This is a genomic window from Pseudoduganella danionis, from assembly GCF_009720775.1.
Taxonomy (GTDB): Bacteria; Pseudomonadota; Gammaproteobacteria; order Burkholderiales; family Burkholderiaceae_D; genus Rugamonas; species Rugamonas danionis.
This window is the reverse complement of record NZ_WNKW01000001.1, coordinates 1791276-1806096: the sequence shown is the minus strand read 5'-3', so window position 1 is coordinate 1806096 and position 14821 is coordinate 1791276. Positions and strand designations below refer to the sequence as shown.

12 protein-coding genes are annotated in these 14821 nt (G+C 60.7%); 3 read left to right on the top strand and 9 right to left on the bottom strand.

Features of this window, described 5'->3' with window-relative positions:
• Positions 1-18 precede the first annotated feature (18 nt).
• Positions 19-3462 (top strand): transcription-repair coupling factor, encoded by a 3444-nt coding sequence (gene mfd / locus GM655_RS07900; RefSeq protein WP_371866732.1) that lies wholly within the window; start codon positions 19-21, stop codon positions 3460-3462.
• Between the two features lie 21 nt (positions 3463-3483).
• Positions 3484-4356, top strand: a complete 873-nt coding sequence (gene serB, locus GM655_RS07895; RefSeq protein WP_155433976.1) for a phosphoserine phosphatase SerB — start codon at positions 3484-3486, stop codon at positions 4354-4356.
• Positions 4357-4375: 19 nt separating this feature from the next.
• Here the strand turns inward: serB and GM655_RS07890 are convergent, their stop codons facing one another.
• The 4 genes from GM655_RS07890 to rimO all read right to left on the bottom strand — a co-directional run bounded on the left by GM655_RS07890 (position 4376) and on the right by rimO (position 8567).
• Positions 4376-4858 carry a low molecular weight protein-tyrosine-phosphatase gene (locus GM655_RS07890; RefSeq protein ID WP_155433975.1) on the bottom strand — a complete coding sequence of 161 codons (483 nt, stop codon included), beginning with the start codon at positions 4856-4858 and terminating at the stop codon, positions 4376-4378.
• 11 nt (positions 4859-4869) lie between these two features.
• A complete protein-coding gene (gene hisC, locus GM655_RS07885) occupies positions 4870-5925 on the bottom strand; it encodes a histidinol-phosphate transaminase (protein WP_155433974.1) in 1056 nt (351 codons plus the stop codon).
• Positions 5922-7091, bottom strand: coding sequence for a cystathionine beta-lyase (locus GM655_RS07880; RefSeq protein WP_155433973.1), 1170 nt, complete (start codon positions 7089-7091; stop codon positions 5922-5924). The genes hisC and GM655_RS07880 overlap by 4 nt, the downstream gene beginning before the upstream one ends.
• A gap of 69 nt (positions 7092-7160) precedes the next feature.
• Complete coding sequence (rimO, locus tag GM655_RS07875; RefSeq protein WP_155433972.1) at positions 7161-8567, bottom strand: 30S ribosomal protein S12 methylthiotransferase RimO; 1407 nt, start codon at positions 8565-8567, stop codon at positions 7161-7163.
• A gap of 162 nt (positions 8568-8729) precedes the next feature.
• Between rimO and GM655_RS07870 the strand changes: the two genes are divergently transcribed.
• Positions 8730-9740 (top strand): LacI family DNA-binding transcriptional regulator, encoded by a 1011-nt coding sequence (locus GM655_RS07870; protein WP_371866731.1) that lies wholly within the window; start codon positions 8730-8732, stop codon positions 9738-9740.
• Between the two features lie 38 nt (positions 9741-9778).
• On the opposite strand, the gene GM655_RS07865 is transcribed toward GM655_RS07870, so the two are convergent.
• From GM655_RS07865 to GM655_RS07845, 5 genes are all read right to left on the bottom strand, one after another.
• Entirely contained in the window at positions 9779-10213 is a 435-nt protein-coding gene (locus tag GM655_RS07865; RefSeq protein WP_155433970.1) for a hypothetical protein, read from the bottom strand.
• 193 nt (positions 10214-10406) lie between these two features.
• Positions 10407-11492 carry an ABC transporter ATP-binding protein gene (locus GM655_RS07860; protein ID WP_155433969.1) on the bottom strand — a complete coding sequence of 362 codons (1086 nt, stop codon included), beginning with the start codon at positions 11490-11492 and terminating at the stop codon, positions 10407-10409.
• 3 nt (positions 11493-11495) lie between these two features.
• Entirely contained in the window at positions 11496-12377 is an 882-nt protein-coding gene (locus GM655_RS07855; RefSeq protein ID WP_155433968.1) for a carbohydrate ABC transporter permease, read from the bottom strand.
• On the bottom strand, positions 12374-13291 hold the full coding sequence (locus GM655_RS07850; RefSeq protein WP_155433967.1) for a carbohydrate ABC transporter permease: 918 nt from the start codon (positions 13289-13291) through the stop codon (positions 12374-12376). Before GM655_RS07850 ends, GM655_RS07855 begins: the two co-directional genes overlap by 4 nt.
• A 67-nt stretch (positions 13292-13358) precedes the next feature.
• Positions 13359-14699 carry a GH1 family beta-glucosidase gene (locus GM655_RS07845; protein ID WP_155433966.1) on the bottom strand — a complete coding sequence of 447 codons (1341 nt, stop codon included), beginning with the start codon at positions 14697-14699 and terminating at the stop codon, positions 13359-13361.
• Positions 14700-14821: the final 122 nt, after the last annotated feature.

Here is a 14821-nt window from a genome sequence, read left to right as displayed (position 1 = left end):
TAACAGTGAAGCTGCGTTGTGTCTCTGGTCTTAAAAAATTCCATCCCCAAACCCGGCAACCGTTACGCCCTGCCTGCACTGCATGGCTCGTCGGACGCCTACGCACTGGCGCAAACGGCGCTAGCACTCAAAGCCCAAGGCCAGATGCTGGCCGTGATCGTGGCCAGCGCCAGCGACGGCCAGCGACTACTCGCTGAAATTCCATGGTTCGGCGGCGATCAGTTGCGCTGCCATTTGCTGCCGGACTGGGAAACCCTGCCTTACGACGCGTTTTCGCCCCATCAGGATCTGGTGTCCGAACGTCTGGCGACGCTGCATGAAATCTCCAGCGGCCAGTGCGATGTGATGCTGGTGCCGGCCACCACGGCGCTGGTGCGCATGGCGCCGCCTTCCTTCCTCGCGGCCTACACCTTCTTCTTCAAGAAGGGCGAATCGCTGGACGAAGCGCGCCTGAAAACCCAGCTCACGCTGGCCGGCTACACCCACGTGACGCAGGTGATGTCGCCCGGCGAGTACTCGGTGCGCGGCGGCCTGATCGACCTGTTCCCCATGGGTTCGGCCCTGCCCTACCGGCTCGACCTGTTCGGCGACACCATAGAAACCATACGCACCTTCGATGCCGACACCCAGCGCTCGCTGTATCCGGTGCAGGAAGTGCGGCTGCTGCCGGGGCGCGAATTCCCCATGGACGAAGCGGCCCGCACCACCTTCCGCAGCCGCTGGCGCGAGCAGTTCGAAGGCGATCCTTCGCGCTCGGTGGTGTACAAGGACATCAGTTCCGGCATCGCTTCGGCCGGTATCGAATACTATCTGCCGCTATTCTTCGAGCAGACTGCCACCCTGTTCGACTATCTGCCGCAAGGCGCGACGCTGGCACTGGTGGGCGATATCAATGCCGCCATTCTGCGCTTCTGGACCGATACCAGCTCGCGCTACCGCTTCCTGAAGGCCGACCGCGAACGCCCCATCCTGCCACCCGAGTCGCTATTCCTGTCGGACGAACAGTTCTTCGTGCTGGCCAAGCCGTACGGCCGCCTCGTCATCAGCCGCGAGCCCGATGCGAGCGCCTCCGAACTGTCGGCCCCTGTGCCCAACATCGCCGTCAACCGCCACAGCGACGATCCGCTGACCAATCTGCGCGCTTACCTACTGCAGGCTGGCCGCCGCGTGATGATCTGCGCCGAGTCCAACGGCCGGCGCGAAACGCTGCAACAGTACTTCAACGAATACGATCTGGCACTGACGCCGGCCGAAGGCTACGAAGGCTTCATCACCTCCAGCGCCAAACTGATGCTGGGCGTCGCACCGCTGCACGCGGGCTTCGAGCTGTCCACGCCGGACGAGCACCTGATCTTCATCACCGAGACGGAACTGTATGCCGGCTCCGGTCGCCGCGTGGGCAAGAAAAAGCAGGAAGGCGTCACGCAGGTGGAATCCATGGTGCGCGATCTGTCCGAGCTGAAGATCGGCGATCCGGTAGTGCACATCAACCACGGCATCGGCCGCTACATGGGCCTGACCAGCATGGATCTGGGCGAAGGCGAAACCGAGTTCCTGCATCTGGAATATGCCAAGGACACCAAGCTGTATGTGCCGGTATCGCAGTTGCACGTGATCTCGCGCTATTCGGGCGCTTCGCCCGACGACGCGCCGCTGCACTCGCTCGGCTCCGGCCAGTGGGAGAAAGCCAAGCGCAAAGCGGCCGAACAGGTACGCGATACGGCGGCCGAGCTGCTTAATCTGTACGCGCGCCGCGCGCTGCGTCAGGGTCACGCTTTCGAATACTCGGCGCATGATTACGAGCGCTTTGCCGACAGCTTCGGCTTCGACGAAACGCCGGACCAGCAGGAAGCCATCAACAATGTGATGCGCGATATGACGTCCGGCAAACCGATGGACCGTCTGGTGTGCGGTGACGTCGGCTTTGGCAAGACGGAAGTGGCACTGCGCGCTGCCTTCATCGCTGTAATGGGCGGCAAGCAGGTGGCCATCCTCGCACCGACCACGCTGCTGGCCGAGCAGCATGCCCAGACCTTTGCCGACCGCTTTGCCGACTGGCCCGTGAAGATCGCGGAAATGTCGCGCTTCCGCACTGGCAAGGAAATCAGTCAGGCCATCAAGGGCATGGCTGACGGCACGCTCGATATCGTCATCGGCACCCACAAGCTGCTGTCGGACGATGTGAAATTTACCCGCCTTGGTCTGGTCATCATCGACGAGGAACACCGTTTCGGCGTACGCCAGAAGGAAGCCCTGAAGTCGCTACGCGCCGAAGTGGACGTGCTGACGCTGACGGCGACGCCGATACCGCGTACGCTGGGCATGGCGCTGGAAGGCCTGCGCGACTTTTCCGTGATCGCTACGGCACCACAGAAACGCCTCGCCATCAAGACCTTTGTACGCAGCGAAGGCGAATCGATTATCCGCGAAGCTTGCCTGCGCGAACTCAAGCGGGGCGGTCAGGTCTACTTCCTGCACAATGAAGTGGAGACCATCCAGAACCGTCTGGCCATGCTGACCGAACTGCTGCCTGAGGCGCGTATCGCCGTGGCGCACGGCCAGATGCACGAACGCGATCTGGAAAAAGTCATGCGCGACTTCGTGGCACAGCGCTACAACATCCTGCTGTGTACCACGATTATCGAAACCGGTATCGACGTCCCCACCGCCAACACCATCATCATGCACCGTGCCGACAAATTCGGTCTGGCGCAGCTGCACCAGTTGCGCGGCCGTGTGGGCCGTTCGCACCACCAGGCTTATGCCTATCTGCTGGTGAACGATGTGGGCGCGCTGAGCAAACAGTCGCAGCGCCGCCTAGACGCCATCCAGCAGATGGAAGAACTGGGCAGCGGCTTCTATCTGGCCATGCACGATCTGGAAATCCGTGGCGCGGGTGAAGTGCTGGGCGATAACCAGTCCGGCGAAATGACGGAAGTGGGCTTCCAGCTGTATTCGGACATGCTCAACGAAGCCGTGCGCGCGCTCAAGGCGGGCAAGGAGCCGGATCTGGCGGCGCCACTTTCCACCACCACCGAAATCAATCTGCACGTGCCTGCCCTGCTACCCGCAGACTTCTGCGGCGACGTGCACGAACGCCTGTCCATCTACAAGCGTATGGCCAACTGCAATGCCCAAGACAAAATCGACGACATGCAGGAAGAACTGATCGACCGCTTCGGCAAACTGCCCGATGCCGTCAAGGCCCTGATCGAAACCCACCGTCTGCGCATCGCTGCCAAGACTGTCGGCATTATCAAAATCGATGCCCACACCGAAGCAGCCAATCTGCAGTTCATGGCCAAGCCGCCCATCGACCCGATGCGCATCATTGAACTGATACAGAAGAACCGCCAGATCAAACTGAACGGACAGGACAAGCTGAAGATCACTGCGGCCATGCCGGATCTGACCACGCGTGTGGCCCAGATCAAGGGCGCCATCAAGCAGCTGACCAGCTAGTCCAAGGCACTCTCTCTTTTTATGAATACGGAAAACAATATGACGAATCTGGTGCTGCAGGGTCTGGGCGACTGCAAGGCGCAACTGCAACAGCTGGCAGCACTGGCTGACGTGACCGGCACGGCCAGCAGCCGCTGGCTCAGCGACACGGCGCTGCGCTGCGAAGGCGTGGCACTGGACGCTACGCAGCGCCAAAATCTGGCTGCGGCAGCACTGGCAGCCAAAGTCGATATCACTTACGACGCTGGCCAGCGCAAGATGAGCGACTTCAAACTGGTTGCGATGGACATGGATTCCACGCTGATCACCATCGAGTGCATCGACGAAATCGCCGACATGCAGGGCCTGAAGGCGGAAGTATCGGAGATCACCGAAGCGGCCATGCGCGGCGAACTGGATTTCTCGGCCAGCCTGAAACGCCGCGTGGCACTGCTCAAAGGTCTGGAAGCTTCGGCACTAGAACGCGTGTACGAAGAGCGTTTGCAATTGTCGCTGGGCGCGGAAGCCATGCTCAAGGCCGTGCAGCAGGCGGGCATGAAGACCCTGCTGGTATCGGGCGGCTTCACCTTCTTCACCGCGCGCCTGAAACAGCGTCTGGGACTGGACTACACCCACGCCAACGAACTGGAAATTATCGATGGCCGCCTGACCGGCAATGTCATTGGCGGCATCGTCGATGCGGAAGAGAAGAAACGTACGGTGGAACGTGTGTGCGCCGAACTGGGCATCAGCACCAGTCAGGCCATCGTCATGGGCGACGGCGCCAATGATCTGAAGATGATGAGCATTTCCGGCATGTCGGTAGCATTCCGCGCCAAGCCGGTGGTGCGCGAACAGGCCAGCGTAGCGCTCAACTTCGTCGGGCTGGACGGCATCCTGCCGTTGCTGGCCTGATCAGGCGCGGGCTGCGCTGCTAGCGCTGCGGGCGGCGCAACAATTCCAGCAAGCCGTCCGACGCATCTTCGATATAGTCGAGCACCAGATCGAAGCCACGCCCGCCGCCGTAGTAGGGATCGGGCACTTCCAGCGCGCCGCTACGGCTGGCGTGCTGCATGAACAGCCCCAGCTTGTGGCGGTGCTCGGGCGGACAAGCAGCTTCCAGCAAACTCAGATTGTGCTGATCCATCGCCAGCACATGATCGAACACTTCGAAATCGCTGGCCTTCACCTTGCGCGAACGCTGGCTCGATAGATCGTAGCCACGCTTGAGCGCAAATTCCATCGAACGGGGGTCCGGCTGTTCGCCCACATGGTAGCCATGGGTGCCAGCCGAATCGATCTCTATCCAGTCAGCCATGCCCGCTGCTTCTACGCGCTGGCGAAACACCCCTTCTGCCGTAGGCGAACGGCAGATATTCCCCATGCAGACAAACAGCACCGCTACTTTGCCAGTCATCGCCGCATCCTTCACAGCAAAACTTGCAGTGCCGCTACCAGTTGCGCGCATTCCTCGTCTGTGCCGATGGAGATGCGCAAGAACTGGTCGATACGGGCCTGCTTGAAGTGGCGTACGAGGATGGCGCGCTCGCGCAGCCCGGCTGCCAGCGTGGCCGCATCATGCGATGGATGGCGCGCAAAGATAAAGTTCGCCTTGGATGGCAGTACCTCGAAGCCCAGCGCCTGCATTTGCTGCGTCAGCCATGCACGGCTGGCGATGATGGCCGCCGAGGTCTGGCGCGTGTAAGCCACATCCTGTAGCGCCGCCAGGGCACCGGCCTGCGCCACTTGCCCCAGCGGATAGCAATTGAAGCTGTTCTTGACCCGTTCCAGTCCGGCGATCAGATCGGCATGGCCAAGCGCAAAGCCGACCCGCAGGCCGGCCAGCGAGCGCGATTTGGACAGCGTCTGGATCACCAGCAGGTTCTCGTAACGGTTCACCAGCGCAGCCGCGCTCTCGCCGCCAAAGTCCACATAGGCCTCGTCGATCACCACCACCTGATCGGGGTGGGCCTGCAGCAGCGCCTCGATCTGCGCCAGCGGCAGCGCAATACCAGTCGGTGCATTCGGGTTGGCGATGATGATGGCGCCGCACGGTTGCAGATGGTCGGCAATATCGATTTCGAATTGCGCGTTAAGCGGCACTTGCACATTGCGGATGCCGTACAGGCTGCAATACGTCGGATAGAAGCTGTAGCTGATATCGGGACTCAGCAGCGGCAGCTCGTGCTTGAGCAGCGCGTGGAAGGTATGGGCCAGCACTTCGTCCGAGCTATTCCCCACAAATACCTGCTCGCGGCGCAGGCCGAAGTGGGCGGCCAGCGTATCCTTGAGCGCAGCATTCGACGGGTCAGAATACTTGCGCAAGTGTTCGCCCGCTGCCGCCTGCATGGCAGCGATGGCCAGCGGCGAAGGGGGATACGGGTTTTCGTTGGTATTCAGCTTGATCAAGCCCGGCATCTGCACCTGTTCGCCCGGCGTATATGGCGTCAGCGCGTGTACGACATCGCTCCAGTAGCGGCTCATTGCAGCACCTCCAGCGCGTGTTCGATATCGGCAATCAGGTCGTGCACATCTTCCAGCCCCACATTGAAGCGCACCAGCTGGCCCTTGTTAGGCCAGTCCTTGCGCATGCTCTGTATGCGGTAAGGCATGACCAGACTGTTGGCACCGCCCCAGCTATAGCCGATCTTGAATAGTTGCAGCGCGTCGATGAAGCGATCAGTCTGGGCTTCCGTGTACTGTTCATCGAAGATCACGGAGAACAGGCCGCCGGCGCCCGTGAAGTCGCGCTTCCAGAATTCGTGGCCGGGGCAATCGGTAAAGGCCGGATGCAGCACTTTGGAGATTTCAGGACGCGCCTGCAGCCATGCAGCCAGCTTGCGTGCGGCCGCGTCATGCGCTTCGAAGCGCAGACGCATGGTAGGCAGACCGCGCGAAACGAGGAAGGCATCGTCCGCGCCTACGCCCATGCCGAGACGCATGTGGGCACCGGCGATCTTGTCGTGCAGCGCACGGTCGCGCGTGATGACAGCGCCCATCAGCACATCCGACCCGCCGGACTGGTATTTGGTCAGTGCCTGCATGATGATGTCCACACCCAGATCGAAGCCACGCAGCGCCAGCCCAGCCGACCACGTGTTATCCAGTGCCACCACCACACCGCGCTCATGCGCTGCCTTGCAGATCGCAGGCAGATCCGGCACTTCCATCGACACGGAGCCCGGTGCTTCGGTCCAGATCAGGCGAGTATTCGGTTGTATGAGTTCAGCGATACCGGCGCCGATCAGCGGATCGTAATAACGCGCCGTGATGCCGTAATCGGCCGACAGCCAGCGCCCCAGTTCGCGATTCGGGTTGTAGACGTTATCAGGCAGCAGCACATCGTCGCCACTGCGCAGCAACCCCAGATCGACCATCGCAATCGCCGCCAGACCGCTAGGCGCCAGCAGGCAGTAGTCGCCACCTTCGATTTCGGCCAGCCGTGCTTCCAGCGTGAAGGTGGTCGGCGTGCCATGCAGGCCGTAGGTATAGGCGTTCTTGTCCTTCCATTCGCCCGAGCGCATGGCTGCCACGTTCTTGAACAGCACGGTGGAAGCGTGATGGATCACGGCGGGAAAAGCGGCAAAGCCTTCCGGTGCACGGTAATCGGGATGCACGATGGCGGTCTGCTGGGATTTTTTAAGTGTCATGATGAGTAAGCTCGGACGAAAAAAAAGGCGGTCCATGTCTGGTCCGCCTTTATTATAGGTTTGATTCGCTTATTGCGCCTCGCCCCACAGGTCGTGCGCGTCGGACGTGGTGATCTTCACGTCGACAAACTGGCCCACTGCCAGCTTCTTGTGCGGCTCGTACGGTGGTTTGACGTACACCACGCCATCGATTTCCGGCGCGTCGGCGCTGGTACGGCCTACGCCACCGGTGCGGTTGATCTCGTCGATCAGCACGCGCACGGTCTTGCCGACTTTGGCTTTCAGGCGGTTACGCGAGATTTCTTCCTGCAGCAGCATGACGCGGCCACGGCGTTCTTCGCGCACTTCTTCCGGCACAGGGTTGGCCAGTTCGTTGGCCGTTGCGCCTTCCACTGGCGAGTAGGCGAAGCAGCCCAGGCGGTCGATCTGCGCTTCCTTGAGGAAGTCCAGCAGGTATTCGAATTCCGCTTCCGTCTCGCCGGGGAAGCCAGCGATGAAGGTCGAACGGATGGTCAGGTCCGGATTCATCTTGCGCCATGCCTGGATGCGGTCCAGATTCTTTTCGCCGCTGGCCGGACGCTTCATACGCTTCAGCACTTCCGGATGGGCGTGCTGCATAGGGATGTCGAGGTAAGGCAGAATGTGGCCGTCGCCCATCATCGGGATGATCTGGTCCACGTGCGGATACGGGTACACATAGTGCAGACGGATCCACGCGCCATACGATTTGGCCAGTTCGCCCAGCGCTTCGGTCAGCTGGGTCATGTGGGTCTTGATCGGACGGCCGTTCCAGAAGCCGGTGCGGAACTTCACATCCACGCCATAGGCCGAGGTATCCTGCGAAATCACCAGCAGTTCTTTCACGCCCGATTTGAACAGGTTTTCCGCTTCCAGCATCAGGTCCGCAATCGGACGCGAGACCAGATCGCCGCGCATGGACGGGATAATGCAGAAGCTGCAGCGGTGGTTGCAGCCTTCGGAAATTTTCAGGTAGGCGTAGTGCTTGGGCGTGAGCTTCACGCCCTGCGCCGGAATCAGATCAAGAAAAGGCTCGTGCGGCTTGGGCAGGTGGATGTGGACCGAGTCCATCACTTCCGCCAGCGCATGCGGGCCGGTCACGGCCAGCACTTTCGGGTGCACTTTCATGATGATGTCGTCGCCAGACGCATCCTTCTTCGCGCCCAGACAGCCCGTCACGATCACCTTGCCGTTTTCGGCCAGCGCTTCGCCGATCGCATCGAGCGATTCCTGCACGGCAGCGTCGATGAAACCGCAAGTGTTGACGATGACCAGATCGGCACCGTCGTAGGACTTGGCCGTTTCATAGCCTTCCGCGCGCAGCTGGGTCAGAATCTGTTCGGAGTCCACCAGCGCCTTGGGGCAGCCCAGCGAGACAAAACCGACTTTGGGCGCGGCGCCAGTGGTGCTGCCGGTATCGCTGGCAGGCTTGTTACGGGAGAGAGATTGCGATTGCATGGTAAGTATCGAAAGCAGGTGTCGAAAGCGGGCGTTGAAAACGCGTGAAAATGTCGAGCAATCGAGCATTATACCCCATTCTTCATAGTGCGCCGTGATAGGATGGCGCTCCGGCCGCCGCCTCAGAAACGCTGCGGCAACAAAGAATGGAGTGTAGATTTTGTGGCAACGCTAAAAGACGTCGCAGCCCTCGCGGGAGTGGGCATGTCCACCGCCTCGCGCGCCATCAGCGGCGCAGGCCCTGTCTCGGCTGAAGCCATGAAAAAAGTGCAGGCGGCCGTCGAGCAGCTGAACTTCCGCCCGTCTTCGATAGGACGCTCGCTGTCGAGCAAATCGCTGGGCATGATAGGCATTTACACGCCGTCCTTCTTCGGAGCCTACTACGGCACCATCCTGCAGCAGACCGATATCGAGCTGCGCGCCATCCGCCGCCATGTGGTGGTGGCTACCGGCTGCGGCGAAGGTGACCGGCGCGAAGAAACCATAGAAGCCGTCAATTTCCTGATAGACCGTGATTGCGACGGCATCGTGGTGCTGGCCCATGATCTGCGCGAAGAAGATATGCTGGCCCTGCAGAAGAAGCAGCCGCGCATCGCCTTCCTCAACCGGCGCAATCCCCATGCGCCAGAAACAGGCTTTTGCCCCGACCACTACCGCGGCGGCGAACTGGCGGCGCGGGCACTGGTCGAAGCGGGCCATCGCCAGCTCGCCGTCATCTCCGGCCCTGCCTCGGCGTTCGATAACGTCGAACGCATCAGCGGTTTCTATGCGGAGCTGGAACGGCACGGCATCACTCGCGCCTATGTGCAGCAGGTGGATGGGGACTTTTCGCGCGATAGCGGCTATGGCGCCGCTGCGCAGCTGCTGGATCAGGGGCAGAAATTCACTGGCCTGTTCTGCGCCAACGACGAGATGGCCGTGGGCGCCCTCGCCTGCCTGCACCAGCGCGGCATCAGCGTGCCGCAACAGGTCTCCGTCATCGGCTACGACGATGACTACACGGCCGAATATAGCGTGCCGCCACTGACCTCGGTGCACATCCCCATGCAGGAAGTCACCCGCAATGCCGTCCGCTGGCTGCTCAACCTGTGCTATGGCACGGGCCACGAAATCGTGCGCGAGTATCCCGTCACCGTCTCCATGCGCGCGACGTTGGCGCAACCAGCGTCATAGGTGTCCACTGCATAAAGGCAAGCAAAAATCATAGGCTCTTATCGCTTCGTCGAACCTTCTAGAAAATCCGTCAACAGATGCTCTGGCGGTCGCTGGTCTGCCAGCGCCTTGTCGTAGCGTAGTTCACTGGTCCACGCCATTCCTGTGATGAGCAATTCCGCCTTGCCGCGCTGAACCGCCAGTAAATCATAGGACTTGCCATCGACAGTAGCAATATAGTTCACGCTATTGCCGCCTGTTTGAACCACCTCTTTGGCACGCAGAACGCGACCATCAAGCTTGTGGTCGATTCCACTGATCTGTACCAGTGCCTCGTGGTTTTCCTTCGCTCCGAGGCGCGTGATCCATACCCGATAACCTTGCTCACCACTAAACGCCATCGTATAACGCGCCACTTCGGGACGTTTACCCTCCGCGTGCGCAACTGGAACCAGACCGCTAGCAAATAAGAAAAGTAATAGAAGCTTGCGCATAATTTCCTCTTCCGGCAGGTTGAACTATGGGATGACACACATGGCTATACGCCAGCTTTTTCAGACCGGCGACGTAAGCCTGTGGATGATTATCCGGCAAATATTTCCGTCTAGGAATGTGCGCGATCAAAGACGGATGCAGAACGTGAGCAAATTTATCTGCTCGCGTGAAATGTGGGCTGATGCTAAACGATTACAGGCGCTGTTCGCTGGCGGCATCGAACAGGGAAATGCGCTGGCTGCGGATGGAGAACGCCATGGCCTGCTCGCTTTCCACCGCCAGACCATCCTGCACGATGCCCGCCACCGGCGTGCCCTGCAGGTCCAGCCACACTACGCGGTGTGCGCCCATGGCTTCGATCAACGTGACCGTACCTGTGGCCGCACTGCTGGCACCATCGCGGTTGCCGATGTCGATATCTTCGGGGCGCACGCCGAGCACGCAAGCCTGCCCATCTACGGCTGCCTGCGCAAACGGATAGGCCGAGACGTCCAGCGTCAGGTGCTCATTGCGGAACACTACCTGGGTATCCTGCACCGACAGCTTGCCCTTGAACAGATTCATGCCGGGCGAGCCGAGGAAGGTGGCCACAAACAGATTGGCCGGACGGCTGTAGATATTGTCCGGCGTGTCGAACTGCTGCACCACGCCGCCCTTCATCACGGCCATGCGCTGCGCCAGCGTCATAGCCTCTACCTGATCGTGCGTCACATAGATCATGGTGGCGCCCAGCTGTTTGTGCAGCTGCTTGAGTTCACGCCGCAATTCCGTGCGCAGCTTGGCGTCCAGGTTCGACAGCGGTTCGTCAAACAGCATCACGTCGGCCTCGCGCACTATGGCGCGGCCTATCGCCACGCGCTGGCGCTGGCCACCGGACAGATTGGCCGGTTTGCGCTTCAGCAGCGGCCCCAGTTGCAGCATGTCGGAAGCGCGCGCCACGCGGCGCGCTATCTCCGCCTTGGGCGTGCCGCTGATGCGCAGGCCAAACGACATATTGGCTTCCACATCCATGGTCGGATACAGCGCGTAGGACTGGAACACCAGCGCAATGCCGCGGTCTTTGGGATCGGCCCAGGTCATATCCTTGCCGCCGATTTCGATCTGGCCGCCACTGGTATCGATCAGCCCTGCGATGCTGTGCAGCAGTGTCGATTTACCGCAGCCCGATGGCCCCAGCAGCACGACGAATTCACCAGCCTTCACATCCAGATTCAGGGATTCGATCACCGTGTTACCGCTCAGCGTAATTTTCAAATCCCGTATCGCTACATTCGACATGCTTTATCCTTTAACCGCGCCAGAGGCGATGCCGCGCACGAACCAGCGGCCAGAAATGAAATAGAGAGCCAGCGGCACCAGCGACGTCAGAATCGTGGCGGCCATGTTGACGTTGTACAGACGCTCGCCCGTGGTGGTGTTGATGATGTTATTCAGTTGTACCGTCATCGGCAGATGGTCGGTACCGGCAAACACCAGCCCTAACAGGAAGTCGTTCCAGATACCCGTAACCTGCATGATCACGGCCACCACAATCACCGGCGTGGACATCGGCAGCATCAGTTGCAGGAAGATGCGCCAGAAACCACCACCATCGATACGCGCTGCCTTGAACAGTTCCACCGGCAGCGCCGCATAGTAGTTACGGAACAGCAGCGTCATCACGGGCATGCCGAAGATGGTGTGTATCAGCACGATGCCGGGCAACGAGCTATACAGATTCAAGGTGGCCAGCATGCGCACCAGCGGGTACACCATCACCTGCACAGGTATAAATGCGCCCATCATCAGGATGGCAAACAGCAGCCCCGCACCACGCGGACGCCAGAACGACAGCGCATAGCCGTTCACGGCGCCGATGGCGATAGACAGTATGGTGCTCGGCACGACGATGGCGACAGAATTCCAGAAGCCGCCACGGATGCCGTCGCACTCCAGCCCCGTGCAGGCTGACTGCCACGCCTGCAGCCATGGCTCCAGCGTGGGATGCAGCGGCAGCGCGAACAGCGTCCCAAGACGGATTTCTTCCATCGGCTTGAGCGACGTTACCAGCATTACGTACAGCGGCAGCAGGAAGAACAGCGCCGCCACAATCAGGAAGCCATACACGCCCATGCGGGCTGGCGTCCAGCCCGGCGTGCGGCGCGGTGTCGAGACGGCGCTCATGCTGCACCGCCTTTGGCAGCACGGCGGCTACGCACAAAGTACAGCGGCGCGACGATGGCCAGCACGGTCGCCAGCAGCACGATAGAGGCGGCCGAAGCAAGGCCGATATTGGCCCGGCCAAACAGATAATCCATGATGAATTTGGCCGGCACTTCGCTGGCCGTCCCGGGGCCGCCCTGCGTCATGGCCACCACCGCATCGAACACTTTCACCACCATCACAAACAGCAGTACGAAAGCCGTCGACAGCGAGGCACCCAGCATGGGCAGCACGATACTCAGATACACGCGCCAGCGCGGTATGCCGTCGATACGGGAGGCCTTCCAGATTTCCTCGTCCACCCCGCGCAGGCCGGACAGCATCAGCGCCATCACCAGACCGGAGGCCTGCCATACGGTGGCGATCACGATGGTATAGATCGCCATGTCCTGATCCACAATCCAGTCGAAACGCGCTTCGGCAAAGCCCAGCTTGTGCAGCACTTCCTGTATGCCCAGCTCGGGATTGAGTATCCATTGCCAGATCAGGCCCGTGGCCACAAACGACATCGCATACGGATACAGGAAGACGGTACGCAACGCGCCTTCAGCCATCACCTTCTGGTCGATGAACACGGCCAGCAGAAAGCCAATGGCCAGACAGGCGATGATGAACAGCACGCCGTAGAGGGCGATATTCTGCAGCGACAGCAGCCAGCGCTCATTATTGAACAGGCGGATGTACTGGGCCGCGCCGACGAAATCACTATTGGGGAAGGTACGCGAACTGCTGACGGAAACGCGCGCCGTCCACAGCATGGTGCCCAGATACGCCAGCAGCACCGTAGCTGCCATCGGCAGCAGCGCAAGGTAAGCGGCCAGCGACACCCGCTGGCGTCTGCGCGCTACCCTGCCCGGCTGGTTAGCCTTGTTCATTCTGTCTCCTGAGGACGTGTTACGCCCATTTTATGCGGTTGGCCGAGCGGAACTCAATGCTTGCGCATTATTTGCTGCGCCGCGCTGCGAGGAACTGCTGCACTAACTGGGCACTGCGCTTGGGCGTGCGCTGCTGCGTGGTGTAGTCGACATGAACGATGCCGAAGCGGCGCTCGTAGCCGAAAGCCCATTCGAAGTTATCGAGCAGCGACCAGATGAAATAGCCGCGCACATCGACCCCGGCCTTGACTGCCTGATCGACGGCGGCCAGATGGCGGTTGAAGAAGCTGATGCGCTGGCTATCGTTGACCTCCCCGTCGACCACTTTATCGTCCGAAGCCATGCCGTTTTCCGTAATGTAGATGGGCGGCAGGTGCGGATAGTCGCGCTTGAAGCCAACCAGCAGATGGCGCAAGCCGTCGGGATAGACTTCCCAGCCCATCTGGGTGCGCTCCACATCGTCCAGCGGCACTTCCGTGTAGCCATGCTGGCCATCGCTGACCACATTGCTGCGGAAGTAGTAATTGATGCCGAGGTAATCGACTTTCGCGCCGATGATGGCCAGATCACCATCCTGCATGAGCGGCTGGGCGTCCGGCCACAGCTCCCACAGGGCTGCCGGATAGCGTTGCTTGAGCAGCGGGTCGAGTACCCACTGGTTGTTCTGCATTTCGAACAGCATGGCAGCGCGCTGGTCGGCTGCGCCATTGCCGGTGGTGGTGGCATGGCCCACATTGACCACGATGCCGGCCTGCGCTGCCGGATCGTTGGCACGCAGGTGCGCCATGGCCAGACCATGGCCCAGCAGCAGATGGTGCATGGCTTGCGTGGCCAGCTTCACGTCTTGCTTGCCCGGTGCATGGTGGCCATTGCCATAGCCCAGCCATGCCGAGCACCATGGTTCGTTCAGCGTCGCCCATGCATCGACCAGACCGGCCAGTTCGCGGCTGATCATGTCGGCATATTCGGCGAATCGGTAAGCGGTAGCGCGGTTGGTCCAGCCGCCCTGATCCTCCAGATGCTGGGGCAGATCCCAGTGGTACAGGGTGACGAAAGTTTTCATACCTTTGGCGCGCAGCGCCTGCAGCAGCTTGCGGTAGAAGGCGATGCCGGCCTGATTCGCCTGGCCGTCAGCCGTCATCACGCGCGGCCAGGCGATCGACAAACGGTAGGCATCCACCTTGAGCATGTCCAGCAGGGCCACATCCTCTTCCCAGCGGTGGTAATGGTCGCAGGCGACGGCCCCCGTATCACCGGCCAGCACTTTGCCGGGGGTGGCCGAGAATGTATCCCAGATCGAGGGCAGACGGCCGTCTGCGTGGATGGCCCCTTCGATCTGATAGGCTGCCGTGGCGGCACCCAGCAGGAAATTCTTCTGCCACAGCACCGAATCGGCGGGTGGCAACATACTCTGATCCAGCGCTACGGACACCACAGACACTCCCTATCAAATACTCAGACCACAATTTGGAATCGTTTCCACTTCAGGTAAGCGATAGTAATGCCTAAGAATTTCTTGTGTCAACGGAA

Bases quoted from the DNA above. Each gene is read 5' to 3' on its own strand.
- serB (WP_155433976.1), top strand. From the start codon at position 3,484: ATGAATACGGAAAACAATATGACGAATCTGGTGCTGCAGGGTCTGGGC.
- GM655_RS07890 (WP_155433975.1), bottom strand. From the start codon at position 4,858: ATGACTGGCAAAGTAGCGGTGCTGTTTGTCTGCATGGGGAATATCTGC.
- hisC (WP_155433974.1), bottom strand. From the start codon at position 5,925: ATGAGCCGCTACTGGAGCGATGTCGTACACGCGCTGACGCCATATACG.
- GM655_RS07880 (WP_155433973.1), bottom strand. From the start codon at position 7,091: ATGACACTTAAAAAATCCCAGCAGACCGCCATCGTGCATCCCGATTAC.
- rimO (WP_155433972.1), bottom strand. From the start codon at position 8,567: ATGCAATCGCAATCTCTCTCCCGTAACAAGCCTGCCAGCGATACCGGC.
- GM655_RS07865 (WP_155433970.1), bottom strand. From the start codon at position 10,213: ATGCGCAAGCTTCTATTACTTTTCTTATTTGCTAGCGGTCTGGTTCCA.
- GM655_RS07860 (WP_155433969.1), bottom strand. From the start codon at position 11,492: ATGTCGAATGTAGCGATACGGGATTTGAAAATTACGCTGAGCGGTAAC.
- GM655_RS07855 (WP_155433968.1), bottom strand. From the start codon at position 12,377: ATGAGCGCCGTCTCGACACCGCGCCGCACGCCGGGCTGGACGCCAGCC.
- GM655_RS07850 (WP_155433967.1), bottom strand. From the start codon at position 13,291: ATGAACAAGGCTAACCAGCCGGGCAGGGTAGCGCGCAGACGCCAGCGG.
- GM655_RS07845 (WP_155433966.1), bottom strand. From the start codon at position 14,699: ATGTTGCCACCCGCCGATTCGGTGCTGTGGCAGAAGAATTTCCTGCTG.